Origin of the sequence: Synechocystis sp. LKSZ1 (genome assembly GCF_040436315.1) — a bacterium.
In the GTDB taxonomy this organism is placed as follows: domain Bacteria; phylum Cyanobacteriota; class Cyanobacteriia; order Cyanobacteriales; family Microcystaceae; genus Synechocystis.
The window spans coordinates 15745-41574 of sequence record NZ_AP031572.1 but is presented as its reverse complement, the minus strand read 5'-3'; the positions used below and the strand labels follow the sequence as shown (position 1 = coordinate 41574).

The 25830-nt window shown below is 51.6% G+C and carries 28 protein-coding genes and 2 tRNA genes; 18 read left to right on the top strand and 12 right to left on the bottom strand.

The window, feature by feature from the left end; all coding sequences use genetic code 11:
* Positions 1–110: 110 nt before the first annotated feature.
* Positions 111–182: transfer RNA gene (locus ABXS88_RS00220), tRNA-Thr, on the top strand.
* A gap of 33 nt (positions 183–215) precedes the next feature.
* On the opposite strand, the gene ABXS88_RS00215 is transcribed toward ABXS88_RS00220, so the two are convergent.
* On the bottom strand, positions 216–782 hold the full coding sequence (locus tag ABXS88_RS00215) for a peroxiredoxin (RefSeq protein ID WP_353673209.1): 567 nt from the start codon (positions 780–782) through the stop codon (positions 216–218).
* Between the two features lie 136 nt (positions 783–918).
* Between ABXS88_RS00215 and ABXS88_RS00210 the strand changes: the two genes are divergently transcribed.
* Together ABXS88_RS00210 and ABXS88_RS00205 are read left to right on the top strand one after the other, a co-directional pair.
* Positions 919–1074: a hypothetical protein gene (locus ABXS88_RS00210; protein ID WP_353673208.1), complete on the top strand. Its 156-nt coding sequence runs from the start codon at positions 919–921 to the stop codon at positions 1072–1074.
* A gap of 83 nt (positions 1075–1157) precedes the next feature.
* The gene (locus ABXS88_RS00205; protein WP_353673207.1) at positions 1158–1583 is read left to right on the top strand and encodes a BLUF domain-containing protein; all 426 of its coding nucleotides are present in this window, start codon (positions 1158–1160) and stop codon (positions 1581–1583) included.
* A gap of 69 nt (positions 1584–1652) precedes the next feature.
* Here ABXS88_RS00205 and ABXS88_RS00200 read toward each other — a convergent pair whose 3' ends face one another.
* The 4 genes from ABXS88_RS00200 to ABXS88_RS00185 all read right to left on the bottom strand — a co-directional run bounded on the left by ABXS88_RS00200 (position 1653) and on the right by ABXS88_RS00185 (position 4237).
* The gene (locus ABXS88_RS00200; protein ID WP_353673206.1) at positions 1653–2036 is read right to left on the bottom strand and encodes a RidA family protein; all 384 of its coding nucleotides are present in this window, start codon (positions 2034–2036) and stop codon (positions 1653–1655) included.
* Between the two features lie 109 nt (positions 2037–2145).
* Positions 2146–2218, bottom strand: a tRNA-Glu gene (locus ABXS88_RS00195).
* 100 nt (positions 2219–2318) lie between these two features.
* Positions 2319–2867 (bottom strand): NYN domain-containing protein, encoded by a 549-nt coding sequence (locus ABXS88_RS00190; RefSeq protein ID WP_353673205.1) that lies wholly within the window; start codon positions 2865–2867, stop codon positions 2319–2321.
* A gap of 74 nt (positions 2868–2941) precedes the next feature.
* Positions 2942–4237: a pitrilysin family protein gene (locus tag ABXS88_RS00185; protein WP_353673204.1), complete on the bottom strand. Its 1296-nt coding sequence runs from the start codon at positions 4235–4237 to the stop codon at positions 2942–2944.
* A 99-nt stretch (positions 4238–4336) separates the two neighbouring features.
* On the opposite strand from ABXS88_RS00185, the gene ABXS88_RS00180 reads away from it, so the two are divergent.
* Positions 4337–4894 carry an NUDIX hydrolase gene (locus tag ABXS88_RS00180; RefSeq protein ID WP_353673203.1) on the top strand — a complete coding sequence of 186 codons (558 nt, stop codon included), beginning with the start codon at positions 4337–4339 and terminating at the stop codon, positions 4892–4894.
* A gap of 126 nt (positions 4895–5020) precedes the next feature.
* Here ABXS88_RS00180 and ABXS88_RS00175 read toward each other — a convergent pair whose 3' ends face one another.
* Positions 5021–5179, bottom strand: coding sequence for a hypothetical protein (locus ABXS88_RS00175; RefSeq protein ID WP_353673202.1), 159 nt, complete (start codon positions 5177–5179; stop codon positions 5021–5023).
* 318 nt (positions 5180–5497) lie between these two features.
* Here ABXS88_RS00175 and ABXS88_RS00170 point away from each other — a divergent pair, with 318 nt between their 5' ends.
* From ABXS88_RS00170 to ABXS88_RS00155, 4 genes are all read left to right on the top strand, one after another.
* Positions 5498–5839 (top strand): DUF760 domain-containing protein, encoded by a 342-nt coding sequence (locus ABXS88_RS00170; RefSeq protein ID WP_353673201.1) that lies wholly within the window; start codon positions 5498–5500, stop codon positions 5837–5839.
* Entirely contained in the window at positions 5829–6929 is a 1101-nt protein-coding gene (gene mutY, locus ABXS88_RS00165) for an A/G-specific adenine glycosylase (RefSeq protein WP_353673200.1), read from the top strand. The genes ABXS88_RS00170 and mutY overlap by 11 nt, the downstream gene beginning before the upstream one ends.
* A 67-nt stretch (positions 6930–6996) precedes the next feature.
* A complete protein-coding gene (locus ABXS88_RS00160) occupies positions 6997–7461 on the top strand; it encodes a DUF2214 family protein (RefSeq protein WP_353673199.1) in 465 nt (154 codons plus the stop codon).
* A gap of 47 nt (positions 7462–7508) precedes the next feature.
* Positions 7509–8450 carry a sensor domain-containing diguanylate cyclase gene (locus tag ABXS88_RS00155; RefSeq protein WP_353673198.1) on the top strand — a complete coding sequence of 314 codons (942 nt, stop codon included), beginning with the start codon at positions 7509–7511 and terminating at the stop codon, positions 8448–8450.
* A 68-nt stretch (positions 8451–8518) separates the two neighbouring features.
* On the opposite strand, the gene ftsH4 is transcribed toward ABXS88_RS00155, so the two are convergent.
* Positions 8519–10420 (bottom strand): ATP-dependent zinc metalloprotease FtsH4, encoded by a 1902-nt coding sequence (gene ftsH4 / locus ABXS88_RS00150; RefSeq protein WP_353673197.1) that lies wholly within the window; start codon positions 10418–10420, stop codon positions 8519–8521.
* A 330-nt stretch (positions 10421–10750) separates the two neighbouring features.
* On the opposite strand from ftsH4, the gene ABXS88_RS00145 reads away from it, so the two are divergent.
* The 7 genes from ABXS88_RS00145 to ABXS88_RS00115 all read left to right on the top strand — a co-directional run bounded on the left by ABXS88_RS00145 (position 10751) and on the right by ABXS88_RS00115 (position 16171).
* Positions 10751–10921: a DUF3285 domain-containing protein gene (locus ABXS88_RS00145; protein ID WP_353673196.1), complete on the top strand. Its 171-nt coding sequence runs from the start codon at positions 10751–10753 to the stop codon at positions 10919–10921.
* Positions 10922–10927: 6 nt separating this feature from the next.
* Positions 10928–11458, top strand: a complete 531-nt coding sequence (gene ybeY / locus ABXS88_RS00140; protein ID WP_353674842.1) for an rRNA maturation RNase YbeY — start codon at positions 10928–10930, stop codon at positions 11456–11458.
* Positions 11459–11539: 81 nt separating this feature from the next.
* Positions 11540–12031, top strand: a complete 492-nt coding sequence (locus tag ABXS88_RS00135; RefSeq protein ID WP_353673195.1) for a diacylglycerol kinase family protein — start codon at positions 11540–11542, stop codon at positions 12029–12031.
* 35 nt (positions 12032–12066) lie between these two features.
* On the top strand, positions 12067–12657 hold the full coding sequence (locus tag ABXS88_RS00130) for an aminodeoxychorismate/anthranilate synthase component II (RefSeq protein WP_353673194.1): 591 nt from the start codon (positions 12067–12069) through the stop codon (positions 12655–12657).
* Between the two features lies 1 nt (position 12658).
* Positions 12659–13951 (top strand): FGGY-family carbohydrate kinase, encoded by a 1293-nt coding sequence (locus ABXS88_RS00125; protein ID WP_353673193.1) that lies wholly within the window; start codon positions 12659–12661, stop codon positions 13949–13951.
* Positions 13952–13983: 32 nt separating this feature from the next.
* Positions 13984–14820, top strand: coding sequence for an RnfABCDGE type electron transport complex subunit D (locus ABXS88_RS00120; protein ID WP_353673192.1), 837 nt, complete (start codon positions 13984–13986; stop codon positions 14818–14820).
* Positions 14821–14827: 7 nt separating this feature from the next.
* Positions 14828–16171 carry a DUF2330 domain-containing protein gene (locus tag ABXS88_RS00115; RefSeq protein WP_353673191.1) on the top strand — a complete coding sequence of 448 codons (1344 nt, stop codon included), beginning with the start codon at positions 14828–14830 and terminating at the stop codon, positions 16169–16171.
* Here ABXS88_RS00115 and murB read toward each other — a convergent pair.
* The 4 genes from murB to ABXS88_RS00095 all read right to left on the bottom strand — a co-directional run bounded on the left by murB (position 16168) and on the right by ABXS88_RS00095 (position 21817).
* A complete protein-coding gene (gene murB / locus ABXS88_RS00110; protein ID WP_353673190.1) occupies positions 16168–17106 on the bottom strand; it encodes a UDP-N-acetylmuramate dehydrogenase in 939 nt (312 codons plus the stop codon). The two genes, ABXS88_RS00115 and murB, sit on opposite strands and share 4 nt — an antisense overlap.
* Before the next feature lie 116 nt (positions 17107–17222).
* Complete coding sequence (murC, locus tag ABXS88_RS00105; protein WP_353674841.1) at positions 17223–18740, bottom strand: UDP-N-acetylmuramate--L-alanine ligase; 1518 nt, start codon at positions 18738–18740, stop codon at positions 17223–17225.
* A 173-nt stretch (positions 18741–18913) separates the two neighbouring features.
* A complete protein-coding gene (gene acsF / locus ABXS88_RS00100) occupies positions 18914–19990 on the bottom strand; it encodes a magnesium-protoporphyrin IX monomethyl ester (oxidative) cyclase (RefSeq protein WP_353673189.1) in 1077 nt (358 codons plus the stop codon).
* A gap of 393 nt (positions 19991–20383) precedes the next feature.
* On the bottom strand, positions 20384–21817 hold the full coding sequence (locus ABXS88_RS00095; RefSeq protein WP_353673188.1) for a collagen-like protein: 1434 nt from the start codon (positions 21815–21817) through the stop codon (positions 20384–20386).
* A 182-nt stretch (positions 21818–21999) separates the two neighbouring features.
* On the opposite strand from ABXS88_RS00095, the gene ABXS88_RS00090 reads away from it, so the two are divergent.
* The 3 genes from ABXS88_RS00090 to ABXS88_RS00080 all read left to right on the top strand — a co-directional run bounded on the left by ABXS88_RS00090 (position 22000) and on the right by ABXS88_RS00080 (position 25305).
* The gene (locus ABXS88_RS00090; protein ID WP_353673187.1) at positions 22000–23289 is read left to right on the top strand and encodes a glucose-1-phosphate adenylyltransferase; all 1290 of its coding nucleotides are present in this window, start codon (positions 22000–22002) and stop codon (positions 23287–23289) included.
* A 165-nt stretch (positions 23290–23454) separates the two neighbouring features.
* Positions 23455–23607 (top strand): hypothetical protein, encoded by a 153-nt coding sequence (locus tag ABXS88_RS00085; protein ID WP_353673186.1) that lies wholly within the window; start codon positions 23455–23457, stop codon positions 23605–23607.
* A gap of 315 nt (positions 23608–23922) precedes the next feature.
* Positions 23923–25305 (top strand): DUF697 domain-containing protein, encoded by a 1383-nt coding sequence (locus tag ABXS88_RS00080; RefSeq protein WP_353673185.1) that lies wholly within the window; start codon positions 23923–23925, stop codon positions 25303–25305.
* Positions 25306–25311: 6 nt separating this feature from the next.
* On the opposite strand, the gene ABXS88_RS00075 is transcribed toward ABXS88_RS00080, so the two are convergent.
* A complete protein-coding gene (locus ABXS88_RS00075; protein WP_353673184.1) occupies positions 25312–25791 on the bottom strand; it encodes a DUF4168 domain-containing protein in 480 nt (159 codons plus the stop codon).
* Positions 25792–25830 lie beyond the last annotated feature (39 nt).

The following is a 25830-nucleotide window of genomic DNA, read 5'->3' as shown; positions in this document are numbered from 1 at the left end:
ATCGAGGTAATCAGCCTGTCCTCTGGCCACGAAGGGGATAAGTCTTGGGACGAGCTAGTATTGTAGGGCATTTCCCAATCGCTCAACTTTTGATACCCTAGATAGGGAATGCTGGTGTAGCTCAGTGGTAGAGCAGCTGATTTGTAATCAGCCGGTCGCAGGTTCAAATCCCGTCACCAGCTTGGTTACTTTTTACTGCAAGGATAATCAAGTCCCTAACCCTGGGCCTGCAATTCCTTGAGCCGGGCCAACACCTCTTGGCTATGAATGGCTGGCCGGACTCCCAAAAAACGCTCTCGTAAAATGCCTTGGGGATCAATGATGTAGGTATGACGCAGGGCATTACCACTCAACCAAGACCCATAGGCCTTGCTAACTCCCCCAGTGGTATCGGCTAGCAGTGGAAATTTAAGGCCCTCGGCATCACAAAAGGCCTCGTGAGACTGGAGATCATCAACACTAACGCCTAAAATTTGGGTATTCAGGGCCTGGTATTGGGGCAAGTCTTTCTGAAACCGTTGAGCTTCTAGGGTACATCCTGGCGTAAAGTCCTGAGGATAGAAGTAGAGCACTACCCACTGACCACGATAATCCCTTAACTGCACTGCCGTTTCCTCCTGGCTACTGGGTAGAGAAAAGGTCGGGGCCGGCTGGTCTAAGGGGGGCTGGGGGCCACCGAGGGCCAAAACCGGATCAACAGATATTGATACCAGGCCCATCACTAGGCCCATCAAAAGGAATGCTGTCCGGAGGTGCGAAAGAAAAGAACGAAGGGGAGGCATTGCTCAATACCAGAGGGACTTAGTGATAAAATTGTTACAGACTTTAGCAAAAACTTGACATAAATTCACATTGACCAAGTCAATCTCTGGTATAATTCACACTCGAATTAACATTTTTTAATAAAACCAAACGTAAATGAGCACCCAAGTTTTATCCCGTTGTTCCGAATCATCTGATATTAAGAAACAGCCCTACCAAGCCGCTCAGCAAGTTCAATACCTCTACCTAGAGGCCGAAGTCGATATGCTGTTGCGGAAACTGCAAAGTTTAAAATCTCAGAATCCTTCCTAGTCCTTCTCCAACCTTGGCTTTCAAGGGAGATTCCCGCGCGCGACTGCCTGACTAGTCTATCCTCACCCACGCTGTAACATACCATGCAACTCTGTCGCCTTATCTATAGCAGTTACGCCAATGACGACCTGACTTACCAGGACTTGAAGGAAATCATGGCTAAGTCGGAAGCCAATAATCAAGTGGATGGGATTACCGGCCTACTCTGCTACGGAGACGGTATGTTTCTACAGATTCTAGAGGGCAATCGCCAAAAAGTCAGCAAAACCTATCATCGTATTGCTAGCGACCATCGCCACCACACTCCGGCCCTAATTGAATGTATTTCGATTGAAAATCGTTTGTTCGGCACCTGGTCGATGCGTGCGGTCAAGTTGGGGGAACTCAATAACGAAGTGATTCGTAATCTAATTCTTAAGTACTCTGAATCAACAACCTTTGAGCCCCAGTTTATGTCACCCCAGCAATGCCTGAGCTTCATGAAAGAAATGGCCGTCCTGCTTGCTTAAACCTTCTCTGGAGATAGACGCTTTGGCATCCTAGATGAGTTCGCAGGGCCTAATTAAGCCGCCATCAAACTAAAGCCCAGCAATGCAGTCGATTTCCACCAATACATCTTTGGGAAGACGGACCACCTCAACACAGGCTCTGGCGGGTGCAGTCGCCGACTCAAAATAGCGGGCATAGACTTCATTCATCGCCCCAAAATTGTTCAGATCACTCAAAAAAACAGTGGTCTTCACGACTTGGCTCCAGGAACTCCCAGCGGCGGCGAGAATCGCCCCTAAATTAGCCATTACTTGTTCCGTTTGGGCTGTAATATCTCCGCCGACCAATTGACCCGTATGAGGATTGAGGGGGATTTGTCCTGCGACAAACAAGAGGCCGTTAGCGGCAATCGCTTGATTATAGGGGCCAACAGGGGCTGGAGCGTTATCGGTATTAATGACTTTCATGGACAAGGATTTCGACTGAATCAGGCAAGTTGATAAAAGGGCAGGTCGGTTCCGAGGTCAAGCAGCCCAAAATAGCAAAACCTCCAGAAAGATTATTTCCGGAAGTTGCGTTGAATACCCCCAAGGGAATTCGAATCCCTGTCGCCTCCGTGAAAGGGAGGTGTCCTAGGCCTCTAGACGATGGGGGCAAGACTGTCTGTTTTAGGCAAACCGCTTGCTTAGACCTTATTAAATATAGCGAGAAGATTTTGGCTTGTCAACCCCTGGCGCCCCTACTTTAGCCGAAAATTAGTATAGGTCATGGCGCCAACGACGAAGTTTTTCTTGGACTGTGGCATCCAGGGTGTTAAAGAGGAAACGAGCGGAGGACTGCCGAGAATGTTTTTGTCGTCGTTTGACTTGGGTTTTACAGTTGCCCACGTCCTTGGCCAATAATTGAGCCGACATCCATTCGGCCCCGTAACCCACAACAGTCAACTGCTGGGCGCGGTCGGACGTTGCCACAATTAGACGGGCCGGAAATTGTTCCCCTTTGCGGGAAAACTGAGCACAGCGTTTTTCGATGTAGGTATCAGCGGTTTGCATCCAGTCGGTGTAGTGAACCGAGAGGTGAGGACTGGGGCTTTCTACGGTTGCCGGTGCTCGTTGCATCTGAGCATCAAAAACCACCTGGGTCTGATAACCTTGGTGAGCACTATAGTTAATCAGCGCTTCAACCAGTTCTTGGCGGGCCAATGCCAGTCCATGCTGGTCACGGGTTTGCTTGAGAGACGACCAACTGCCAATAATGTTATAGCCATCTACTAGGAGTAACGCGGCGTAGGTCGAAGTATTCATAGATGGTAAGGAGTATCATTTTGGATGAGAGGTGAACAAGGCTAATATTCCCTTATTTTAACAAAATTTTAAGGTTACACAGGCAGATTGACCTGGGGCCGGACAATCACGCGACCGTAGGCTTCAGGGCTCAAGTAGGCCTGGGCCGCTTGCTGGAGTTGCTCCGCTGTCAACTCACGAATCCGCTGGGGATAAATTAGGGCCGGGGCCAACTGCTGGAGTTGACTGTGGTAATAGCCGTAGAGACCGGCACGGTCGCCGGGGCGTTCATTGCCGAAAATGAAACGATTGGCCACTTGGGTTTGCACGCGTCCCAATTCTGCTCCTGTAATCCCACCATCCTGCAGGGCCTGCATCTGGGCCAAAATTAGCGCTTCGACTACCGCCAAATTCTCTTCGGGAAGTTGAGCCACGACATAAAACAGACCTTGGCCCGCTTGGGTAAGGTTACTGGCGCTGATGGCACTAACCAGTTTTTTTTCTTCCCTCAGTTCTCGGAATAGACGAGAGACTCGGCCCCGCCCTAAAATAGCCGCTAATACATCCAAGGCATCAGTTTCCGTCAGTTGATCCAGGCTAGGTACCCGCCAGAGCAAAATCAGACGGGCCTGGTGTAAAGACTCATCCACTACCTCCTGGGTCACAATGTCGGTAAACGATGTCAGCGCAGGAATATCGGGCGTTGGCAGTACCTGAGTTGGCGATTTCACCGCATAGGCCCGGGCAAAACCTGCCGCGACGGTTTGAATCAGGTCTTCTGGTGGGAGATTGCCCACTACCACCGCGGTCATAGCCCCAGGTTGATACCAATGGGCATGAAAATCTTGCATTTGCAGGGGAGTCAGTTGCTCAATGATCTCTTGAGTGCCCAAGACCGGACGTTGGTAGGGAGACTGGGGAAAGCCCAGGTTTAGGACTTGCTGAAAGATACGGCGCTGGGGATTGTCTTGGCTCCGACGAATCTCTTCAAGTACCACTAATCGCTCCCGTTCAAAGGCTTCCGGCGCAATGCTGGGATTTAAAACCACTTCAAACTGTAGCGGGGCCAAGGTAGCAAAATCATGAGGGGCAGTGGTGATGTAATAGTGAGTGTAGTCTTGACTGGTGGCAGCATTGGTGACAGCGCCGCGCTCTTCAATGGCCCGCTCAAAGGCCCCACTGCCCAAGTTGGGAGTTCCCTTAAATACCATGTGCTCTAGGAAATGGGCCATACCATTAATGCAGTCGGCTTCTAATACTGACCCTATCCGTAACCATAGGTCGAGGGCAACGGCCTCCACGGGCATCTGCTCTGCAATGATGGTTAATCCATTGGGAAAAGTGTGAACTGTGGGATGATTGAGAGCGGCGGGGAGCAGGGAAGCGGTCATAGTCAATCCTGGCAGAAGCGGCATTTCCCATTGTAGAAGAGTTTTTCCGTGCCCTTGGTTTTCCCTTGCTTCCCAGTGTCCCCAGTACAAAACTGGCCCATGCCTTCATCATTTCCTTGGCATCGACTCAATTGTTTCACGGAATTGCGGTCACCGTGGTTGACGCTTTTGGGAGAACGCTGGCAGGATGACCAGGGCCAAATTCTGGATTACTGGCGGGTGGAAAAAGCTGACTCCATCATCATCTTGCCCCGCTATCAACAGGCCCTACTCTTACCAAAACCCCAGTTCCGGCCCGGCCTAAACCAAGTCACCTGGGATTTTCCGGGTGGACGTTGGCCAGAACAAACGCCTATTGGTAACGTCATCCCGCAGATTCTACAGCGAGAATTGGGGCTAGAAGCAGAAAACATTGCGGCCTTGATACCGATTAATCATCAGGGTTGGCCGGTTAATAGTTCCTTTTCCAATCAAAAACTTTATGGTTATCTCGCAGATATTCATCCAGAAACCGAGATTTCGCTCCATCACCTAGGCGGTCGTTATCCCCTCACGCCGACAGGCCTCCAAGACCTCTTGACAATTCTGGTCTGTTTACAGTGTCGGGCTCTGCTGTTAGATTGGTGGACAACCCAGGGGTCAAGCCAGGCAGATTAGGCTGGGAGCAAAGGTATGGTCAGGCTTCAGAGATTTGGCATCAGACAGAAAAAAAGAGACAACTGGATGAGTTGCCTCCCTTGGACAAAATAGCAAAATAATGGTCTGCGTCCTGGCTCTCAGGGCCTATAGGTGCAGATAGGCAGCTTCAGCTTCTAGCTGATTAATCAAAGACTCATTGCCAGCGGCCCGGGCCAACTCTAAGCGATGCTGTAGATTTTTGCGAAGGGTTTCCCGGTGGGCAATAGCGGCTTGGGTTAGAGATTTTTGACGATTGGTATTCATTGTGGTCACCCTCCCAGGTGAGCGATGATTGCTATATTTTTACAATACCATAGCTGTCTCTATATCTTTGAAAAGCGTATATCTTGTTACTGAAGTTAACATCGCCTCGTGCATTCAAGTACGGACATCCGACATCGAGCAACGAAAATACGACTTCAAAAGTTCGGTTCTACGCCCCTGGTGAGCGGAGGGAATTTTGTTAGAGTAGAGCCAAGAAGGTGACCCCGGAACTCAGACCCTTGAGTTATGAGTCTGGTGTAGGCCTCGGCAAAAGCCACTACTGACAGATACCTAGACTTAACGACGAGGAGGCAAATCGTGACCCCTGACTTCCAACGGTCTCAAAATCTCTTTGCGGGCAACGACCTAGAGTCCACCGAAAGTCTCTGGAACTATGTCCAAAACCTCAGTCCCGACACCATTGCCCAATTGTCTCGCCCTGAATCCCCCGAAGTCTTTCAGGTGATGGAGCGCAACATTATTGGCCTATTGGGAAATCTGCCCTCTGAGCATTTTGGTATCACAGTGAGTACCAGTCGAGAAAGCTTGGGTCGCTTGTTGGCCTCAGCCATGATGAGTGGTTACTTTCTCCGCAATGCTGAGCAACGCCTCAGTTTTGAACAATCTCTCCAAGGCCTTGCGGAAGGGCGTGAATCCTAATGATACTAGGGCCTGGGCAGAACTACGGCCCTTACTCTTGGCCTGGTATCGTAGCCATGCTAGAGTCCTACCCTGGCGCAATATTGATGACCCCTACAGAATTTGGATCTCGGAGGTCATGCTCCAGCAGACCCAAGTACAAACCGTCCTGCCTTTCTATGAACGTTGGCTCCAGGCCTTTCCGACGGTAGGGCATCTGGCCGAGGCAGATCTACAAGCTGTTCTCAAGCAATGGGCGGGTCTCGGTTACTACGCCCGAGCCCGTAACCTCCACCGAGCCTCTCAAATCATTGTCAAGGACTACGGCGGGGTCTTTCCAGAAAGCTTAACGGATTGGTTGGCCCTGCCGGGAATTGGACGAACCACGGCCGGTGGCATTCTCAGCTCAGCTTTTAATCAACCCATTTCTATCCTCGATGGGAATGTAAAGCGGGTGCTGGCCCGTTTAATTGCCCTAACCGTTCCCCCCAACCAGGCCCTATCCCAACTATGGCAACTCTCGGATCAACTCCTCGACCCCGACCATAGCCGGGATTTTAACCAGGCCCTGATGGATTTAGGGGCCACCCTCTGTACCCGTCACCAACCGGATTGTCCACGCTGTCCTTGGCAAGGGTACTGTCAAGCCTACAATAGGGGAATCCAAAATGACCTACCGAAACGAAAAATGTCTGCGCCGCTTCCCCATAAACAGATTGGTGTAGCTGTGATCACCAACGCTCAAGGACAAATCTTGATTGACCGCCGACCAGCAGAGGGCCTCCTGGGGGGCCTGTGGGAATTTCCGGGGGGCAAAATCGAGCCTGGAGAAACCGTGCAGGCTTGCATTGAGCGGGAAATTCAAGAAGAAATTGGCATTGCTATTGCGGTAGAAGATCCCCTAATTACGATTGATCATGCCTACACCCACTTCCGGGTGACGCTCCACGTTCATCTGTGTCGTTACTTAAGCGGCACGCCCCAGGCCCTGGAATGCGAGGAAGTGCGTTGGGTGGCCCTTGAGGAGTTAGACCAATATCCCTTTCCTAAGGCTAATACCGAGATTATTGCGGCCCTGAAGCGACATTTTGCCGCGGGAACATTCCCCTAGTCAGAAAGGAAACGTACAATCAAAGACGTTTCTTTTTGATTAACCAGAGTCTGCTGACCGAAACACTATGGAAAACCCAAACCTATGGTGGGGTGCCCTCACTGCCTACCTACATTACCTTGGTTTGATGTTGAGCTTTGGCGCGCTAGGGGTTGAGGTCTTTCATCTCAAGCCAGAAATGAGCCTAACGGAGGCCAAACGGGTAGCCTTCGCCGATATTGTCTATGGCATCGCCGCCGTCATGATTCTGGTGACTGGAGTTCTGCGGGTCCTCTACTTTGGCAAGGGCTCGGACTACTACCTCAACAATCCCTTTTTCTACGTCAAGGTCGGCATTTTTGTCGTCGTTGGCCTATTGTCTCTCTACCCCACGATTACCTTTATTTTCTGGTTTCGGGATTTTCAAAAAAATGAGGTGCCTAAACTAGACATGGGCAAGGCCCAACTCCTATCCAATTTGATCAAGGGCGAGCTGTTGGGTTTTACCCTGATTCCCTTGTCTGCCTCGATCATGGCTAGGATGACCCTCTAGTTCCTGTCAGGGCCGGCCCTATTGTCCATTGACCTCCGGTAACTCCCATGCTGGACTTTGACGTATTTTCCGACTTTGAAAGCGCCGCTCAAGCGGTTCTTGCCTTTCTCCATCAGCGTCTTGGTTTGTCCCTCTGGATGCTGACCCGTACAGAGGGTGAGGACTGGATCGTTCTTCAGGCCCAAGACCAGGGTTATGGGGTCAAAGCAGGAGATGTTTTTCGCTGGCGTGATTCCTTTTGTTCACAGATGGTGGCCGGTCGCGGCCCTCGGATAGCAGCGGATTCTAACCAGGTATCGGTCTATGCCAATGCGCCTATTGCTCAGCAGGTGGCAATTGGGGCCTACGTTGGCGTTCCCCTGACCTACAAAGATGGCCGGCTGTTTGGTACGCTTTGTGCCATTGACCCCCAACCTCAGACGGAAACCCTCGCGGCGGAATTGCCTCTAGTGGAATTATTGGCCCGTTTGCTCAGTAGCCTTCTCAGTTTTTCCTTGGAAGTTGCAGAACAGGCTCGTCAGGCGGAAAGGGCCTGCACCGATGCCGTGACGGATGCTTTAACAGGACTCTATAATCGGCGCGGCTGGGAACAATTTTTGGCCCAGGAAGAGGAACGCTGTCGCATTTACGGTCATCCCGCCAGTGTGATCATTATTGACCTCGATGGCCTGAAGGAGGTTAATGATAGCCAGGGCCATGGTGCCGGTGACCAGTTGATTATTCAAACGGCAGAGGTCTTGCGCCATACTGTCCGTTGCCAGGATATTGTGGCTCGCCTTGGGGGGGATGAATTTGCGGTTCTCTGCCTTGACTGCGGCCTGGAGCCGGGTAAGGCCTTGCTGGAGCGTCTGGAAGAAGCCTTCATGGAGAGGCAAATCGATGCCTCCCTCGGCCTGGCCTGTCGTAAACCCGGTGCTCACCTGACCCAGGCTGTTGAGGAAGCCGACCATGCGATGTACCTCTGCAAGTCCTGGCGCAAGAATGGCTAAAAAATTCCCCGCTTTTCTTCAGGGAAGAGCAGGGAAGGGTAATGCTTGATAAGGTCGAGGCGGCTAGACTAAGCAGTGGTCAAGGCACGGCCTTTGAGGGATTCCGGGGCCTGGACTTGGTTCAGCAGTGCCTGTAATTCATCTCCTTCGATCACCTCGGTTTCTAGAATGCGTTGGGCAATGGTTTCCAGGAGTTCCCGATTATTTTGCAGAATGGCGAGGGCGTTCTGATGGGCCTGTTCGACAATTTCCTTCACCTCATTGTCAATGGCCTTAGCGGTGTCGTCACTCACCATGCGTCGGGGGTTGACCATGCCATCCCCTAGGAAATTGTTTTGTTGGCCCTTTTCGTAGGCGAGAGGCCCTAAGACTTGGCTCATGCCGTAGGTGGTGACCATGCGCTCGGCTAAATCCGTGGCCCGTTGTAGGTCATTGGCGGCACCGGTGGTAATACTGCCAAAGACAATTTCTTCGGCGGATCGGCCCCCCAACAGGGTAGCAATCTGGTCTCGTAATTCCGACTCATCCATCAAGAAACGGTCTTCCGTCGGCATTTGCAGGGTATAACCCAGGGCCGCCATCCCCCGCGGCACAATGGAAATTTTGGCGACTTTCCCGCCGCCTGGCATTACAGCTCCCACCAAGGCATGGCCGACTTCGTGGTAAGCCACAATTTTCTTCTCCTTATCGGAGAGGACACGGCTTTTCTTCTCTAGGCCTGCCACGACCCGCTCAATGGCCTCCCGGAAATCAGCATTAGCCACGGTTTCCTGTTGATTCCGAGCCGCCAATAGAGCCGCTTCGTTGACCAAATTAGCGAGATCGGCTCCGGCAAACCCTGGTGTCCGGGTGGCAGTTTCCTTCAAGTCCACATCAGGGCCTAATTTGACTTTTTTGGCGTAGATTTCCAAAATTTTGAGTCGGCCAGAGAGGTCTGGTCGATCCACCAATACTTGACGATCAAAACGACCGGGGCGGAGTAAAGCGGGATCGAGGGTTTCAGGACGGTTGGTGGCCGCCAGGACGATGACGGTCGAACCGCCCGCACTGAAGCCATCCATTTCCGTTAACAACTGGTTGAGAGTTTGTTCCCGTTCATCGTTGCCCCCCATAAAGGGGCCACTGGCCCGCGATTTACCAATAGCATCCAATTCATCAATAAAGACAATACAAGGGGCCTGTTTTTTGGCCTGCTCAAATAAATCCCTTACCCGCGCCGCACCGGCCCCGACGAACAGTTCTACGAATTCCGAGCCAGAGATACTAAAGAAGGGCACCCCGGCCTCGCCAGCTACGGCCTTGGCGAGGAGAGTTTTCCCGGTTCCCGGCGGGCCAACGAGCAGAACACCCTTGGGAATACGGGCCCCGATGGCAGTGTAGCGTTGAGGAAATTTGAGAAATTCCACAATTTCTGCCAGCTCGGTTTTGGCTTCTTCTACACCGGCCACGTTTTCAAAGGTAACTTTGGTGGTATCCCCTTCCACGTAGACCTTGGCCCGGCTTTTGGTAAAGGACAAGGCCCCCGATGGCCCGGCTCCACTATTGCGATTCAGGAAGAATTGCCAAATCCCGACAAAAATCAGCGGTGGAATCACCCAACTCAGGATGGTGCCAAACCAAGAGTTTTTCGGCGGTGGAGCGGCAGCAAATTCCACCCCTTTAGCCTCTAGGCGTTTGGGTAATTCGAGGTCAAAAATGGGTGTGGTTTTCAGCACTTGGCCGTAGGTTTCCCCATTGCCCGCTTCCTCGGCACTGGGCTTGAGTTGGTAGCGAATCTCGTTCTGGGCTACATAGACACTGGCCACTTTGCCATCTTCAATCTGATCAATGAATAAGCTATAGGGAACCTGGGGAATGGGACGGCCAAAGACCTGGGGAGCAAAAATATTGACCAAGAGGAAAATCGTTCCTCCCCAGATTAGAATGGCTCCCAATTGTCGTCGCCAGGCGGGTTGGGGTTTAATCGCCATGATTTAAAACTAAAGTTAATCTACAAAATTTTTCTGTCCTTTCCATTGTAGGGTTTGGGGTCTGGAGATAACTGGTGTTGTCTGCAATAACAGTCTGGGTAAAAACGCCACCCCAGCAATGGCGATGGGATTGACAACTCGACCTATCAGGGTTTTCGGGATGCGATACTTTCGTCGTTACCCAACACTCTTGTGTAACAAACAGTCCAGTACGGCTCCCCTTGACCCTGCATCTCCTCTTGCATTTTCTGGGTATCCTGATTAGAGTGATTAGCAGATCTAAATACTGCTCCCAATATCTAAGAATATTTTTACTCTAAATTTCTTGCCATGAGTGAGTCCGAAACTCCGTTACCCCCTGCCGCAGAACCTCAACCCAGTTATGTCAAGCTGGCTATGCGGAATATGGTACGAAAAAAAGGCAAGTCCCTCACTCATTTTTTCCTGACGACCGCTGGACTCCTGGCCGTCTTGGTGGGAATATCCTATCTCACCCGCTAATCCATGATGACTCCCGTGCCTACGTCTCCCTCCGTTGAACTCAGTCTTCAGGTTACAACCCCTGAGCCGATACCCGACGATTCAGCCCAGACTTGGCAAGCTTGGATCCAAGCGTGGATAAGCACCGTTCAGGATAGTCTTCCGCCGGCCCCTGCCTACGAACTCACCCTGCGACTAACGGATGATGCCGAAATTAGAACTCTGAATCATCAGTTTCGTCAGCTAGACCGCCCCACGGATGTTTTGGCCTTTGCAGCCCTTGAAACCGATCTCCCTGATTACAATTCCTTGGGGATTGAAGCCCTGGAGGCAGAACCCCTCTACCTCGGTGACGTCATTATTTCCGTGACAACGGCCACCCGTCAAGCCGAAGTCTATGGCCATTCTTTAACAACAGAATTAGCCTGGTTAGCAGCCCATGGCTTCCTCCACCTCCTAGGCTGGGATCACCCAGATGAGGAAAGTTTACAGGCCATGTGGGCCGAGCAAGCCCAACTACTACAGCAGATTGGGGTACCGATACCGTGCCTGACCTGAACCGTTGCTCAAGCTACAGTGGATGATTTTTCCCTCCACTACACTACTCTGGAGTCGTTCGTTATGAAGTCCCAATACCCTATGCCTTCCCCAGTCCCCGCTACGTTGCCTGCCAAGGCCATTGGGCACCATCCCAAAGTTGCCCGACTGCCCCACCTCACGGCTACTCCTCCCAGTAAAACCGCCAGTCGTGACCAGGCCTGGCAAATTGCCCCGGATTTACTCACCAGTTTTCGCTACGCTTGGGCGGGTGTCTGCTACGCCTACGGGACTCAACGTAATTTTCGTATTCATACCGGGGTCGGTAGTCTGGCCCTAGCAACGGGCTTTGCCTTGCGCCTATCCCCCACGGCCCTAGCTATTTTAAGCTTAACAGTGGCCCTGGTGATGATTTTGGAACTCCTCAATACGGCCCTGGAATCGGTGGTTGATTTAACCGTCGGTCAGTCCTATCATGAGTTAGCCAAAATAGCGAAGGATTGCGCCGCCGGTGCGGTACTCCTAGCGGCCATTGCAGCGGTTATTGTTGGTGGTTGTTTGTTAGCTATCCCAATTTTGGCTCTTATTTTTTAAGTCTGGGGACTCTCGTCGCCCCAAGGAGTCTCGCTTTGATTCTGGTTATTGATAATTACGACAGTTTTACCTACAACTTGGTGCAGTATTTGGGAGAACTGGGCGCACAATGGCCAGTGGCACAGGATGTTCAAGTTTATCGCAACGACCAACTTGACCTCGAAAAAATCCAATATCTTCAACCCCAGGGAGTGGTGATTTCCCCTGGCCCTGGACGACCCGAAGATGCAGGGGTTTCCCTCGAATTGATTCGACAATTCGGGCCGACGCTACCGATTTTAGGCGTATGTTTAGGACATCAAAGCATTGGCCAGGTGTTTGGAGGCAAGGTAATCAATGCTCCGGAATTAATGCATGGCAAAACCTCGCCAATTTATCATCAAGGGCAAGGGGTATTTACTGGATTAGAAAGTCCTTTTTCTGCAACCCGTTATCATAGCCTGGTGGTCGAACGAGAAAGCCTGCCGCCCTGTCTAGAAATTACGGCCTGGCTTGAAGATGGTTTGGTGATGGGCCTACGGCACCGCGATTATCCTCACATTCAAGGAGTGCAGTTTCACCCCGAAAGTATTTTGACGAGTCATGGTAAAACCCTGCTAGAAAACTTCCTAAAATCCCTGGACTAGTATGGCATTTGCAGGCCTGGATTTTGGGACATCAGGGGCTCGTTTAATGGTCATCAATCATCTAGGGGAGATTCTCTGGCAGGCCTCTCAGGCTTTTTTGCCTCTGCCTCCAACAGCGTGGGCCAATCATTGGCGGGAAACCCTTTTTTCCTTGTTGAGCAAGATTCCTCCAGATATCAAAGGGCAACTCCAGGCCTTGGCCATTAATGGGACTTCCAGCACGGTTCTTCTCTGTGATGTCCAAGGGGAGACGATTACAGAACCGCTGTTATACAACGATAGCCGGGGCAGTGCGGTTAAAGCCCAACTCCAAAGCCTTGCTCCGGTTGAACACTTGGTTCAAAGTGCTAGCTCCAGCTTGGCCAAATTGCTCTGGTGGTCAGAACAGGACTACTTTCCCCAGGCCCGCTACTTCCTACATCAGGCCGACTGGCTAGCGGCACTACTCCATGGCCATTGGGGGCTGAGTGATTACCATAATGCCTTGAAGTTGGGTTATGACGTCCAGGCTTTAGCCTATCCTGCTTGGTTAGTGAATGCTTCCTTCTTTTCCCTCCTACCCCAAGTATGGACACCCGGTGAGCCCATTGGGAGGATACAAAAGACGGTGGCTAAGACTTTGAATCTCTCCCCAGACTGTTGGATTTGTGCGGGAACGACCGATAGCATTGCCGCTTTTTTAGCTAGTGGTGCCAGTCAACCGGGTGAAGCCGTGACCTCTCTGGGCTCAACCCTGGTGCTGAAACTCCTGAGTGAAACCTATGGGGAAGATCTGGTGGCGGGGGTTTATAGTCATCGCTTAGGAAATTATTGGTTAATGGGAGGCGCTTCTAACGCAGGGGGGGCAATTCTACGCCATTTCTTTCAAGATGAGGAGCTCGCGCAATTAAGCCTAGGGATTAATCCTGAGGTGCCCAGCCCCTACGACTACTATCCTTTGCTGAGGCCTGGTGAACGGTTTCCCATCAATGATCCTGAGCTTGAACCCCGTTTAACCCCTCGCCCTGAAGATCCCGCAACCTTTTTACAGGGCCTATTGGAAGGTCTGGTTCGCATCGAGGCCCTGGGCTATCAAACGCTCCAACGCTTAGGGGCCTCTCCCCTACAACGAGTTTATACGGCAGGGGGAGGGGCCAAAAATATAACTTGGCAAGTCATCCGGGCCCGTCATCTCCAGGTTCCTGTTTTAATTTCTTCTCAAACCGAAGCGGCCTACGGCACGGCCCATCTGGCCCAGCAAGGTTTACAGAGACTTAATGAATCTTTACGCTCATTTCCTAAGCCGGCTGTCTAAGATCGAAGACATATTTTCCGGCAGGAAGGGCCATGGGATTGCGCGATGCAAGGGACTATCAAATTATTTTTCTCAGTAGCTTCTTGGCCCTGGGATGGTGGGCCAGGGATTGGACACTCCATTGGGCCTGGATTGCGGCCTTAATCAGTATTTGTCTGCTAATGCAATTTGGCCTTGGCCTGCTCACCCACTCATCCGTGCTGGGATGGCAAAAGCGACTCACGCTGATTGTACCGAGCTTAAAAAGTGCCTTGATTACAGCTCTGGGTCTTTCTCTATTGCTACGTGCTAACCATCTAAGTACGCTCCTGCTTGCCGGGGGCCTGGCCATTGCGGCGAAATTTCTGCTCCAGTTCCGGGGCAAACACTTTATCAATCCGGCTAATTTCGGGATTATCTCGGCCCTGTTGTTGACCCAGGACGCTTGGGTCTCTCCGGGCCAATGGGGAACGGATCTCTGGCTTTTGGCTTGTTTTTTGGCCTGTGGGGGTCTAGTTTTGGGGAAAGTTGGCCGCTGGGATACCTCCCTGGTCTTCTTTGGGGTCTATGGGGGTCTGAGCTTGCTTCGCAATACCTGGCTAGGCTGGTCACCGGAGGTAGTTCTGCATCAACTCAGTAGCGGCAGTTTACTGGTATTTACCCTATTTATGGTGACTGACCCTCGTTCTATTCCCGATGCCCGTTGGGGCCGAGTAGTCTGGGCAACGGTCATCGCTATTCTAAGCTTTGTCCTGCAATATTATTTTTACCTTCCCACCGCGCCCTTTTGGGCCCTCTTTTGTTGTGCGCCATTAACGGTACTGCTAGATACTCGCTGGCAGGCCCCCCGCTTTACCTGGCAACCCCGTCTGCTATCCCTTAACCCTTGAACTGGCCATGAATGCTTTGCGCCTCCTCCTCAAACCCTTGCTTCTCGTGCTAGTCGTTTTGGCCAGTTTAGGCTTTCTAAGCCAACCAGCTCTGGCCTTCTGTGGCTTTTATGTAGCCAAGGCCGATACCAGTCTTTATAACCAGGCTTCCCAGGTCATTATTGCCCGCGATGGCCAGCGAACGGTGTTAACCATGGCTAATGATTACCAAGGCAATGTTAAGGATTTTGCCCTGGTGGTGCCGGTGCCGGTGGTGCTGAAAAAAGAACAGGTGAATGTTGGCGATCGTCGCATTATCGAGCGCCTGGATGCCTTTAGTGCGCCCCGCCTGGTGGAATATTTTGATCCTAATCCCTGTGAAGTCAATTCCTTTGGCGGCCTTCGAGGCAATATGCCAATGCCAGCAGCTTCCGTGGCCCAAGAAAATAAAGCCGACCGGGCCCGTTCCCTGGGAGTCACCATTGAAGAAAAGTTCTCCGTTGGAGAGTATGACATTCTCATTCTCAGTGCCAAGGAATCCAACGGGCTAGAAACCTGGCTTCGAGAAAATAATTACCGCATCCCGAATGGAGCCAACCGAGTTCTGCAACCCTACATCAAACAGGGCCTGAAATTCTTTGTGGCCAAGGTCAATCTGAAGGAATTTGACCGCCAAGGGTTTCAGGCCCTACGCCCGCTGATGATGGCCTACGAATCCCCTCGTTTTATGTTGCCAATTCGGTTAGGCATGGTGAATGCCAAAGGCCCTCAGGAGTTATTTATCTATCTACTTTCTCCTAAGGGAACCACGGAGGTCACAAACTATCGCACGGTTAAAATTCCCAGTGATCCCGAGTTACCGGAATTTGTCCAACAGGAATTTAATGGTTTCTACAAAGCAATGTTTAAGACGGCCTATCAACAATCCGGGCGTAACGTTGTCTTTTTGGAATACGCCTGGAACATGGCCAACTGTGACCCTTGCTCGGCCGATCCCCTCAGCCCTGAAGAATTAAAGCAAGCTGGCGTCTTTTGGGACAGTGGCAACAATCGCTGGGGCGGCAGTAATGTCTTCATCACTCGTCTGCACCTGCGCTATACACCAGATAAATTCCCGGCTGACCTTAGTTTTCAGGAAACCAATGATCAATCTCTCTTTCAAGGTCGCTACGTTCTGCGCCACCCCTACCGCGGTGAGGCCAGCTGTGATGCGGCCCGTTCCTATCGCCAGACCACTCGCCAGCGTCAGGAGACAGAAGCCCAGACCTTGGCCCATTTAACGGGTTGGCAACTGGCGGACATCCGCCAGCGGATTGAGTTTCTCAATAGCTCGGAAAGCTCAAAGCCCTGGTGGCGAAAACTTTGGCCCTAGTAAGAAAACTGGCCGAGGATCTTCACTTCAGGTTCTAAAAGCAAGGCGCAATGGGCCTCGACCTGTGCTTGGACATGGCAAATTAAATTGAAAATATCCTGGGCCTTGGCATTACTGGCATTGAGGATGAAGTTCGCATGGCGCTGAGAAACTTCAGCACCGCCAATACGATAACCCTTCAGGCCAAGGTGTTCAATCAGTCGGGCCGCATACTGGGGCGTGGGATTACGAAACACACTGCCACAACTGGGTTTGTCGTAGGGTTGGGAGTTCTTACGCTGGTGTAGGTTTTGCGTCGTCTGGGCCAGGATGATATCTCGCTCAAAGCCGGGGGTGAGTTGGAAGGTGGCCTCAATCACCAACTGGTGACTGCCCTGGAGACAAGACGTCCGGTAGGCAAAACCCAGGTCGGCCCGTGACAATACTTTTAACTGTCCATCGGGAGACATCACCGTGGCCGATACTAATGTGTCAGCAGTGCATTGGTTATGGGCCCCTGCATTCATCACCACTGCCCCGCCAATGGTTCCCGGAATACCCACGGCCCATTCCAGGCCCTTCCAGCCTCGTTTAGCCGCCTGCCAAGCTACTTTAGCAATGGGTTCCCCCGCCGCTACGGTAATTTTGCCCTGGCCCTCATCAAAAAAACTCTGTCGCAGGTAACGGGTACTCAATACCAAGCCGGGAATCCCATGATCACTAATCAAAAGGTTAGAGCCGGCCCCCAGCAAGGTGAGCGGTAAATCTTTATTGGCCAACCATTCAAAGGCCGCTAGTAGTTCCTGTCGGTTGCGCGGTGCAGTGTACCATTCAGCGGCGCCTCCAACCCGATAGGTGGTGTAATCGGCCAGGGAAACCTGCCCTTGAATCAGGGGAATCTCCCTAGCGGCTGGAGAAATGGGCGGGCTAGAACGGGGGGCGTAGGCGACGGTCATGGCGTTAGAGGATAGGCAAAGGACGGATAATCTTTGAGCTTAGTCACTGCTTTGACGTGGCTGGGGGGGATAAGTTTCTCAGGCTTGCTTGACTTTGCAGGATGGAATCCTAGGCCCTAGGCGCAGTGGGCCATAACATCGGGAATAGTTTGATTGAGATTACCAGCCCCTAAAAACAGAGCTAAATCCCCTGATTGTAGGACTTTGGGTAAAAACTGACTTAAATCCGTCAAGGAAGGTTGATAAATAACTCGGGGATGGTGCTGACTTACCGCCTGGGCTAAGTGGTCTCCTTGGAGTTGATGGGGATTACTTTCTCCAGCACTGTAGATATCCGTCAAAATGACCAGATCGGCATCCCGGAAGGCCTGGGCAAATTCCCCAAAAAAGGCTTGGGTGCGGCTGTAGCGGTGGGGCTGGAAAATGGCCACTACTCGGCTATATTTACCATGGTCTACTTTTTGGCGAGCGGCGGCTAGCGTCGCTAGCAGTTCACTGGGATGGTGGGCGTAGTCGTCAATAAAGGTAATCCCGTTGCAGTAGCCTTTACACTCAAAGCGACGCTTGGCCCCCATAAAACTGGCAATGGCCTGGGCAATGACGTCAAAGGATAGGCCGAGGAGACGGCCCACGGCTACAGCAGCCAACGCATTGCTGACATTGTGGTTACCGGGGAGTCCAACGGTCATCGTTCCCAATAATTGGCCCCGTTCCCAGACTTCGACTTGGGTACCTTGGGCCTGGGCCAGGAGATTTTTGCTTTGGTAGTCAGCGGGCTGGTCAGCCTTCAAACTGTAGGTAATGTTCGGTTTCAGACGGGTTCGTACCACCTCACAATCAACACAACCAATTAAGGTTTCGCACTGAGATTCAAAGGTATGGAAAATATCAACAACGGCGTCTAGATCCGTGTAGTGATCAGGATGGTCGAGTTCAATATTGGTGACGACACCAATCTTAGGAGCATGCTTAGTGAGGGAACCATCTGACTCATCTACTTCCGCTACCAGGTATTGGCCCTGGCCTAGACGGGCATTTCCTTCCCAAGCATCTACTTCTCCTCCGACGATGATGGTAGGGTCGAGGCCGGCCTGGAGGAGCATATAACCGATCAGACTGCTGGTGGTGGTTTTGCCGTGGGTTCCTGCAACGCCAATGCTATGGTATTGGGCAATCAGAGCCGCTAAGATATCCGAGCGATGGAAAATGGGGCAACCTTTAGCCAGGGCCGCTTGGTACTCTGCATTTTGAGCATTAATAGCTGTGGAGCAAACCACTTGGGGCAATGCCGGGGCCTGATGACAGCCATTACCATTTTGATAACTGGGGACTTCTGGGGAAATGCTATCGGGAAGATAGAAGGACTGGCCGGCACCGACCGGGAGCTTGGCGTAGCTATGAACCTGGAGAGATTGGAAAAGGTCTAAATTTTGGGCATCCTGCTGGTTGAAGATATGGGCGCCAACAGACTTGAGGCGGTCGGTGATATGACTGGGACGGACATCAGAGCCAGAGACCAGAAATTGTCGTTTGGCTAAGATATAGGCCAGGGCCGACATGCCAATGCCGCCAATGCCGATGAAGTGAAAAGGACGGCCACTAAAATCAACAGTATTCACAATCACGCTCCTCACAAGCCACGTTACGATCACTGACGGTTAGCCGTCCTTGATAGGCGTTATCATACCAAAAACCAACAAAATTTGTTGGCTAACTCCTAAAAATAACGCAATCCCCCTAAGTAGAGAGATTGCGGATGTCTATCCTTATTCAAGGACTATTTTGACACTTTTAAGGGAAAAATTACCTAGCGAACAGTTCCAACTAGTTGTTCTACGGGAATGGGTTTCATGAGATAGAGTTTTAGGAATTGCCAACCATTAGACAGAAAGATGGGCAGTTTCCGCAGGCCCTTAAGGATAGCGGGAGCATCCGAGGCATCAATGGCCCGCAATTGTTCGTTATTGCTAACGCAGATTTCTAGACGGTCATAAAACTCAGGATTATTGACATCGAGAATGATCGGGAAGACACGACCTGCCGTTTCGTTGGTTTTTTCAATGACTTCCTTGTCATAACTCCGGGCCTCTAAGCCAAGACAAGCGTAGAAATCTGCCCGCTGGGTATCGTTGAGATACATGGTGGCGAAGACAGACAGGAGGAAGAAACGACACCAAAGCCGGGCCCGCCAATCGTTGAGGGTATTGGGTTGGGCCTTCATGATCGCATCAAAGAAATCTCCATGACGATTTTCGTCTTGGCACCAGTTTTCAAAAAACTTGAAGATGGGATAAATCTGGTCTTCGGGATGCTGTTCGAGGTGACGATAGATGGTGATATAGCGCCAGTAACCAATTTTTTCCGATAGGTAGGTGGCGTAGAAAATAAATTTGGGTTTGAAGAAAGTATAGTTGCGGCTCTTGGTCAGAAATCCCAGGTCTAGGGACAGATTAAAATCTGACATAGCCTTGTTGAGGAAACCGGCATGGCGAGCTTCATCGCGGGACATGAGGTTAAAACACTCTGCCAGGACAGGACTCCGGTCTTTTAAACGCCGACCCAACTCTTTGTAAAGCAGAAAGCCCGAAAACTCCGCTGTGCAGGAGCGCTCTAAAAATTCAATAAACAAGCGCCGTTTTTCACCATCAATATGATCCCAGGATTGCTGGAAGGACTCATCCCGGACAAAGTGATGACGGTTATAGTCCGTCCGAAATTCCTCAAGGATCGCCTGTAATTCTTCTTCATTAGCGGAGATGTCCATCTTGGCCATCTCTTCAAAATCCGTTGTGTAAAAACGGGGCGTTAAAATTGTTTCCTTTGCCGGAACCTTGATGCCAGGACGAATTTCATCGTATTCAGGCTTTTGCAGGGTGTTAACCATAACTTGCTTAAAGGGATTTTTGCTTATTGCAGACCGCTCGCCCTAAAGACAACGAGACTAGCCATCTAGCATAGCAAGGGATTGCGGCCCTTTTGGGAGGGGGTTTAACAAAAGTTACAAAGTGTTACGGAGGCCGGTTTGGCCTGGTATCAAGTCGACCTGGACTGTTAAAGAAGGCGTTTTGGGTAACAACGTGAGTATCCCATCTCAAGAACGCTGATAGATCGGCTAGCCAATCCCATCGTCATCACAAGGGTGACGTTTTGACCAAAACTGTCATGAGGACGACCCCCACTATGCACTAGCGTTGCCCATCAATGCTCCTCTGCCATCCCTACCCGTTTCTTGGCACTGTGTTTAGAGCGTCTCCAGGAACGGTAAGACTTGGACACTCTATTGTCTTGTCGGTGGAGTGACCAGGCTAGAACTGCGGAGCACATCTTGGATAACCAGCTCTTGCTGGGCCGTGTAGTTAGAGAAGGAGCGGGTGGCGGTTAGTTCCACTTCCACCCCGACTCCCGGTTTCAGGTATTCGGCGGGGATGGGTAATTGGCCAATATTGAGGGTAATCTGGTTGCCATTGACGACGACTAGATTATCAGGAATATCGCCTGTGTACTGGGTGGTGTAGACACTAGGGGGCCGGAAACGGGGATCTTCATCCGTTACCTTATACTTGAGCTTGAATTTAGTGGCCACCAGGTTGGAACGGTCAGCCTGATCCACCAAGAAGAGTTTTAGACCCTGGCCATTGCCCATCAAAACCAGATCCCCCAGTTGGGTTGCTTCTCCCGAGCGGAGGGCATTGTAGACGACAAACTCAGTGACATTACCTCGTTTTTGAGCGGTGCCCTCTAGCCAAACATCGCCAGGAAACGTAGCTTGTACGTCCTTTTGATCATTAAGAGACAGGGTGACATTCTGATCTGCAAACGCTTTAAAAGGTTGTGGGGCATTCCAGATCAATAGGAAAGGACGCTCGATGCGCTCCGTGAGCACTAGATACTCATCTTCGACCACTGAACCGGGGGCCAATAAGGCCTTGGCTCCTTGGCGGGTTTCCCATTGATTTTTAGACAGAGTAAAGCCCTGGTCTTTGAGCGCTGCCATCGTTACGGTGGCCGTTGGACGGTCTGCCTCAAGGGGTTTGTTCAGATTGAGGAGTGTGAGCTTACCAACTAGGCCGTCTCGGCCAGACAGGCCCCGATTCCCGTTCAAGCCATTGCGGCCACTGCGACAGCGAAATTCTTGGGTACTGCAACGATAATCCGGATCTCCAGGCCGGCCAAAACAGCGTTCAACAGTCCAGTAAGGGCGAGAGCAATTACAGCCGGGACTTCCGCCCCCACCTTCTCCGGGTTGGCCCCCCTTGCCACCGGCCGCACTGACAAAAACCTGGCGTAGATTATCAAAATTCGTTGTGTAAATCGTGATCGAGCCGGCATTACCGCCATCCCCACCGTTGCCGCCGTTGCCGCCGTTACCACCGTCGGCGGCCTGGAGATCTTGGGTGACTTGTTCCGGCTGTTGGCCGCAGTCAGGGGCCTTCGCATCACCACCATTTCGACCATTTTCTCCATCTCGGCCAGACAAGTTGAGGGTGAGGGGAGTGCCATCAGCAAAAATGGTTACATTCTCCGCTGGACTGCCAGCCTGGCCATTTTGGCCCGACGTTCCCGTGCTGCCCGCTGTTCCAAAAGGTTGAAGAACTCCCGTCTGAGCTAGAACAAAGCACTGAGAAGCTGGGGGAAGCTTCTTTGCTGCGATGGCTGGTAGGGGTAGGCAGAACAGGAAGAAAAGAAGGGAAGAGGAACCCAAAAAGCGCATAGCGAAACGGTAGAACCCGAAATGTGTAACACCCCTGGCCTAGACCTGGGGGTATGAACTTTTGTTTCCAATGACCGCCCCCGGAGGCCGGATAATTTTTTGCTCTTGCCTTACTTTGCAGATGTCCCCCACAGTCCTAAACTTGACTTGACAGGTGTAATAGGCAGTCGAGAGGTCTTCTTGTGAAACGAGTTTTAGCTATCATTCTTGGCGGTGGCGCGGGTACCCGTCTCTATCCTTTAACAAAACTCAGAGCGAAACCTGCTGTCCCCCTTGCCGGCAAATATCGGCTGATTGATATTCCGGTGAGCAATTGCATTAATTCCGAAATTGTCAAAATTTATGTCCTAACCCAGTTTAATTCGGCCTCCCTCAATCGACACCTGGCCCGTACCTATAACTTTTCTGGCTTCCAGGAAGGCTTTGTCGAAGTGCTAGCGGCCCAGCAAACCGCCGATAATCCCAAGTGGTTTCAAGGTACTGCCGATGCCGTCCGTCAGTATCTTTGGCTGTTCCGGGAGTGGGACGTTGATGAATACCTGATCCTATCGGGAGACCACCTCTACCGGATGGACTATAGCAAGTTTGTCCAGAGGCATCGGGACACTAACGCTGACATCACCCTCTCCGTGGTTCCCGTCGATGCCAAAAAAGCACCAGAACTCGGCTTGATGAAAATTGACGAGAAGGGGCGGGTTGTTGATTTTTCGGAAAAACCTAAAGGAGACGCTCTCCAGCAGATGCAGGTGGATACGACGCTTCTGGGCCTTACTCCCGACAAGGCTAAAGATAATCCTTTTATTGCCTCCATGGGCATCTATGTTTTTAAAAAATCTGTTCTAGAAAATCTACTCAAGCACCACGACTCGGCGACTGACTTTGGCAAGGAAATTATTCCGGCTTCTGCCCAGGATCATAATCTCCAGGCCTATCTCTTCGATGGCTACTGGGAAGATATTGGGACGATCGAGGCCTTTTTTGATGCTAATTTAGCCCTGACCAAGCAACCCTGTCCCCCCTTCAGTTTCTACGATGAAACGGCCCCCATTTACACTCGGGGACGCTACCTGCCACCCACGAAGATGCTGAATTGCAATATTACCGAATCCATGATTGGCGAGGGCTGTATTCTCAAGGAATGCCGGATTCACCATTCTGTGATTGGGGTTCGCAGTCGCATTGAAGCCGGTTGCACCGTCGAAGATGCGCTGGTCATGGGGTCAGATTTCTACGAATCCTTGCCGGAACGGGCCGCTAACGTCGATTCGGGGGAAGTGCCTGTGGGCATTGGGGCTGGGACGACCATCCGCCGAGCCATAATTGATAAAAATGCACGCATTGGCAAAAACGTTACCATCATTAATAAAGAAAGGATTGAAGAAGCCAATCGGGAAGAATTCGGCTTTTATATTCGCAGTGGCATCGTTGTTGTCATCAAGAATGTGAGCATCCCCGATGGGACGGTTATTTAACCCGCCACAGTAGGCGTAAGTTAACCCCCAAAAGCTAGATTCTCAGGAGTCTAGCTTTGCTTTATTAAGATTTATAGACAATATGAGTTTTTGAGAGAGCCAGGATTAAGATTGGACATAGAAGGGTCAATTATCCAGCGAAATATCGATGGGAGGTAGCCGGTTATGAAACCAATGATTTGGCATCCAGAAGAGAAAGATGCGCGGGTTAATCAATACCTTGATCGGGTCAATCATGAGCCGTGGCTGGCTATTTTTGCGGGGGCCATTGGGGTTCTGTTGTTGCTGAGTCTGATGATTTTTCTAGGGCTGTTCTAAGGCTGTCAGAATCAAGGCGTAGGGGGGCTTGGAGCTATCTAGGCCCTTTTTCTTATGGTCGGGAGCGGAATCTTTGGCCGGGTGCTGGCCATCGTCTAGTACGATAGAAAAACCAGGGCCAATTCTGGCAAGTTTGGCATCTATTGAACCTGTTTACCGGTCTTCTATAGGGGGCATTACCGGCACCTCGATCCTTTTCAACCGGTTGCGCCGGGATGATGATCGGCTCCAGGAAAGGCTACATCCGTCGTTCAAGTTCACATTACCGCGAAGGCTATGGTTATGAAGGGGAGAAAACCACTGTTATGGGGAGGCTTGGGCCTCTGTGTCTTGCTACTGGCCTGGGATGGACTCCAGCATCAATGGCTGGTATTGGGCCAATGGGGGCTGGGGGGCCTGTCTTTGTTGGGACTACTGGCCTGGCAACTCAAAGGTCTTCCCCAAAAATCAGCGCTGTCTCCCCGACCAGCCCTGACTGCCGCGATGGTGCAGGAAACGCAACTGCAAACCCAAAAGTTTCTCCAGCAGGTGGCCCAGGAAATTGGCGATGAGACCCTCACGGATTTAAAGCAACGTCTAGTGGTCATCGCTGAGGATTCCCCCCGTTCCCTCCGCTTCATCATTGCCGGTGCTAAACGGACGGGCAAAACCCGTCTCTTATCCCTACTGACCGCCCAGGCCTGGCTCCTCGACTATCCCCCCCAATGGTATGAGCAATCCTTTGAACAACCAGAGTCGGGCCTAGAAACCGAGTTGGCTCGCCTTCAAACGGCGGATCTCATCCTCTGGGTAGTTAATGGTGATCTCGGCGACCAGCAATGGCAGGCCCTACAGCATCTCCAGTGCCAATATCATCGCCTCCTGCTCGTCTTCAATAAACAAGACCAATATCCAGAGGCAGATCGCTCAGAAATTTTGCTCCAACTCCAACAGCAGTGTCGGGCCTGGCTCAGTACCGATGACATTATTGTAACGGCGAGCGCCCCCCAAGCCATTACCGTTCGCCGTTATTTGATGGATGGCAGTATCACCGAAAGCCAGGAATTCCCTCCCCCCCAAGTGGATCCCTTGGTGGAACGTCTCCAGCAAATTTTGACCACGGAATCGGCAACCTTACGCTTAGCCCAGCAATGGCGAGCATACCAGGCCCTCCAGTCAGGCGCCCAGGAACGGCTCAACCAGGCCCGACGGGAAAAGGCCCTGCCCCTGATCGAACAATACCAATGGTTGGCGGGGGGAACGGCCTTGGTCAACCCCGTGGCCAGTATCGATCTGTTGGCTACTCTAGCTATCAATGCCCAAATGGTGTTGGATCTCGGTAAACTCTATCAGCAACGTCTTTCCCTAGCCCAGGCCCAGACCATTGCCGCAACCCTGGGGGAAGTCCTGCTAAAGCTTGGCCTCGCGGAACTCTCGAGCCAGGCCATTGCCGCCCTGCTGAAAAGCCAACCCCTGACCTACGTCGCCGGAGGGGCCCTCCAAGGCCTGAGCGCCAGTTATTTGACTCGGATCGCCGGTCTTAGTTTGGTGGAATATTTCCAGGCCCAGCCTTTTACCTCTTCTGCTCCCCTTAATCCAGAACGACTCCAGCAAGCGGTTGAAAAGGTGTTTGCTCAGACCCAACGCCTTGGCAACCTCCAAGCCTTTATTCAAGGTAGCTGGATGCGCCTCCAGCAGGCTCTCAGCCCAGCTCCCTAATCTGAACTATTTGTCCAGGAGTTTTTGGACTTCCTGTTGTAATTGGGGGTTTTTAACCAGTATTTCCATAGTACTGTTAAATTTATCCACGCTCAGACCTTCCTTCTGTAGGATTGCCTCTTGCTGGCCCTGGGAATCGATCAGAGCCTTTTGAACATTGGGCAGGGCCTGTTTGAATTTGGCCTCATCCGCCGCTGATACCGACTGGGTATTTTTGCCACTGGCATCCTTTTGCTCGGCAATCTGCATAAATTGTTCTGGCGTTAACCCAGCACTTTGCACCGCCTGGGTCATTTTTTGCTGGGTATCCCGCTCAATAACCTGGAGTTGCTTGATAATACGGGCCATTTGTTGTAATTCCTGGGGACTCACAGTGGTGGCCTGGGCAAGGGTCATAGCGGGTTGGCTCCAGGCCGGCTGAACGCTAAAACCGAGGCTTAGGCAAAGGATCGCGGCAAGACCTCGGGCGAGCATCATTTTAAACATGCGGTAATTTCCTTAGAAACTGAGTCCGTAAAAAGTTTC

Bases quoted from the DNA above. Each gene is read 5' to 3' on its own strand.
- ABXS88_RS00155 (WP_353673198.1), top strand. From the start codon at position 7,509: ATGCTGGACTTTGACGTATTTTCCGACTTTGAAAGCGCCGCTCAAGCG.
- ftsH4 (WP_353673197.1), bottom strand. From the start codon at position 10,420: ATGGCGATTAAACCCCAACCCGCCTGGCGACGACAATTGGGAGCCATT.
- ABXS88_RS00190 (WP_353673205.1), bottom strand. From the start codon at position 2,867: ATGAATACTTCGACCTACGCCGCGTTACTCCTAGTAGATGGCTATAAC.
- acsF (WP_353673189.1), bottom strand. From the start codon at position 19,990: ATGGTTAACACCCTGCAAAAGCCTGAATACGATGAAATTCGTCCTGGC.
- ABXS88_RS00120 (WP_353673192.1), top strand. From the start codon at position 13,984: ATGGGATTGCGCGATGCAAGGGACTATCAAATTATTTTTCTCAGTAGC.
- ABXS88_RS00135 (WP_353673195.1), top strand. From the start codon at position 11,540: ATGCCTTCCCCAGTCCCCGCTACGTTGCCTGCCAAGGCCATTGGGCAC.
- ybeY (WP_353674842.1), top strand. From the start codon at position 10,928: ATGACTCCCGTGCCTACGTCTCCCTCCGTTGAACTCAGTCTTCAGGTT.
- ABXS88_RS00145 (WP_353673196.1), top strand. From the start codon at position 10,751: ATGAGTGAGTCCGAAACTCCGTTACCCCCTGCCGCAGAACCTCAACCC.
- ABXS88_RS00095 (WP_353673188.1), bottom strand. From the start codon at position 21,817: ATGCGCTTTTTGGGTTCCTCTTCCCTTCTTTTCTTCCTGTTCTGCCTA.
- ABXS88_RS00160 (WP_353673199.1), top strand. From the start codon at position 6,997: ATGGAAAACCCAAACCTATGGTGGGGTGCCCTCACTGCCTACCTACAT.
- ABXS88_RS00115 (WP_353673191.1), top strand. From the start codon at position 14,828: ATGAATGCTTTGCGCCTCCTCCTCAAACCCTTGCTTCTCGTGCTAGTC.
- ABXS88_RS00180 (WP_353673203.1), top strand. From the start codon at position 4,337: ATGCCTTCATCATTTCCTTGGCATCGACTCAATTGTTTCACGGAATTG.
- ABXS88_RS00205 (WP_353673207.1), top strand. From the start codon at position 1,158: ATGCAACTCTGTCGCCTTATCTATAGCAGTTACGCCAATGACGACCTG.
- ABXS88_RS00075 (WP_353673184.1), bottom strand. From the start codon at position 25,791: ATGTTTAAAATGATGCTCGCCCGAGGTCTTGCCGCGATCCTTTGCCTA.
- ABXS88_RS00210 (WP_353673208.1), top strand. From the start codon at position 919: ATGAGCACCCAAGTTTTATCCCGTTGTTCCGAATCATCTGATATTAAG.
- ABXS88_RS00185 (WP_353673204.1), bottom strand. From the start codon at position 4,237: ATGACCGCTTCCCTGCTCCCCGCCGCTCTCAATCATCCCACAGTTCAC.
- ABXS88_RS00125 (WP_353673193.1), top strand. From the start codon at position 12,659: ATGGCATTTGCAGGCCTGGATTTTGGGACATCAGGGGCTCGTTTAATG.
- ABXS88_RS00215 (WP_353673209.1), bottom strand. From the start codon at position 782: ATGCCTCCCCTTCGTTCTTTTCTTTCGCACCTCCGGACAGCATTCCTT.
- ABXS88_RS00175 (WP_353673202.1), bottom strand. From the start codon at position 5,179: ATGAATACCAATCGTCAAAAATCTCTAACCCAAGCCGCTATTGCCCAC.
- murB (WP_353673190.1), bottom strand. From the start codon at position 17,106: ATGACCGTCGCCTACGCCCCCCGTTCTAGCCCGCCCATTTCTCCAGCC.
- ABXS88_RS00085 (WP_353673186.1), top strand. From the start codon at position 23,455: ATGAAACCAATGATTTGGCATCCAGAAGAGAAAGATGCGCGGGTTAAT.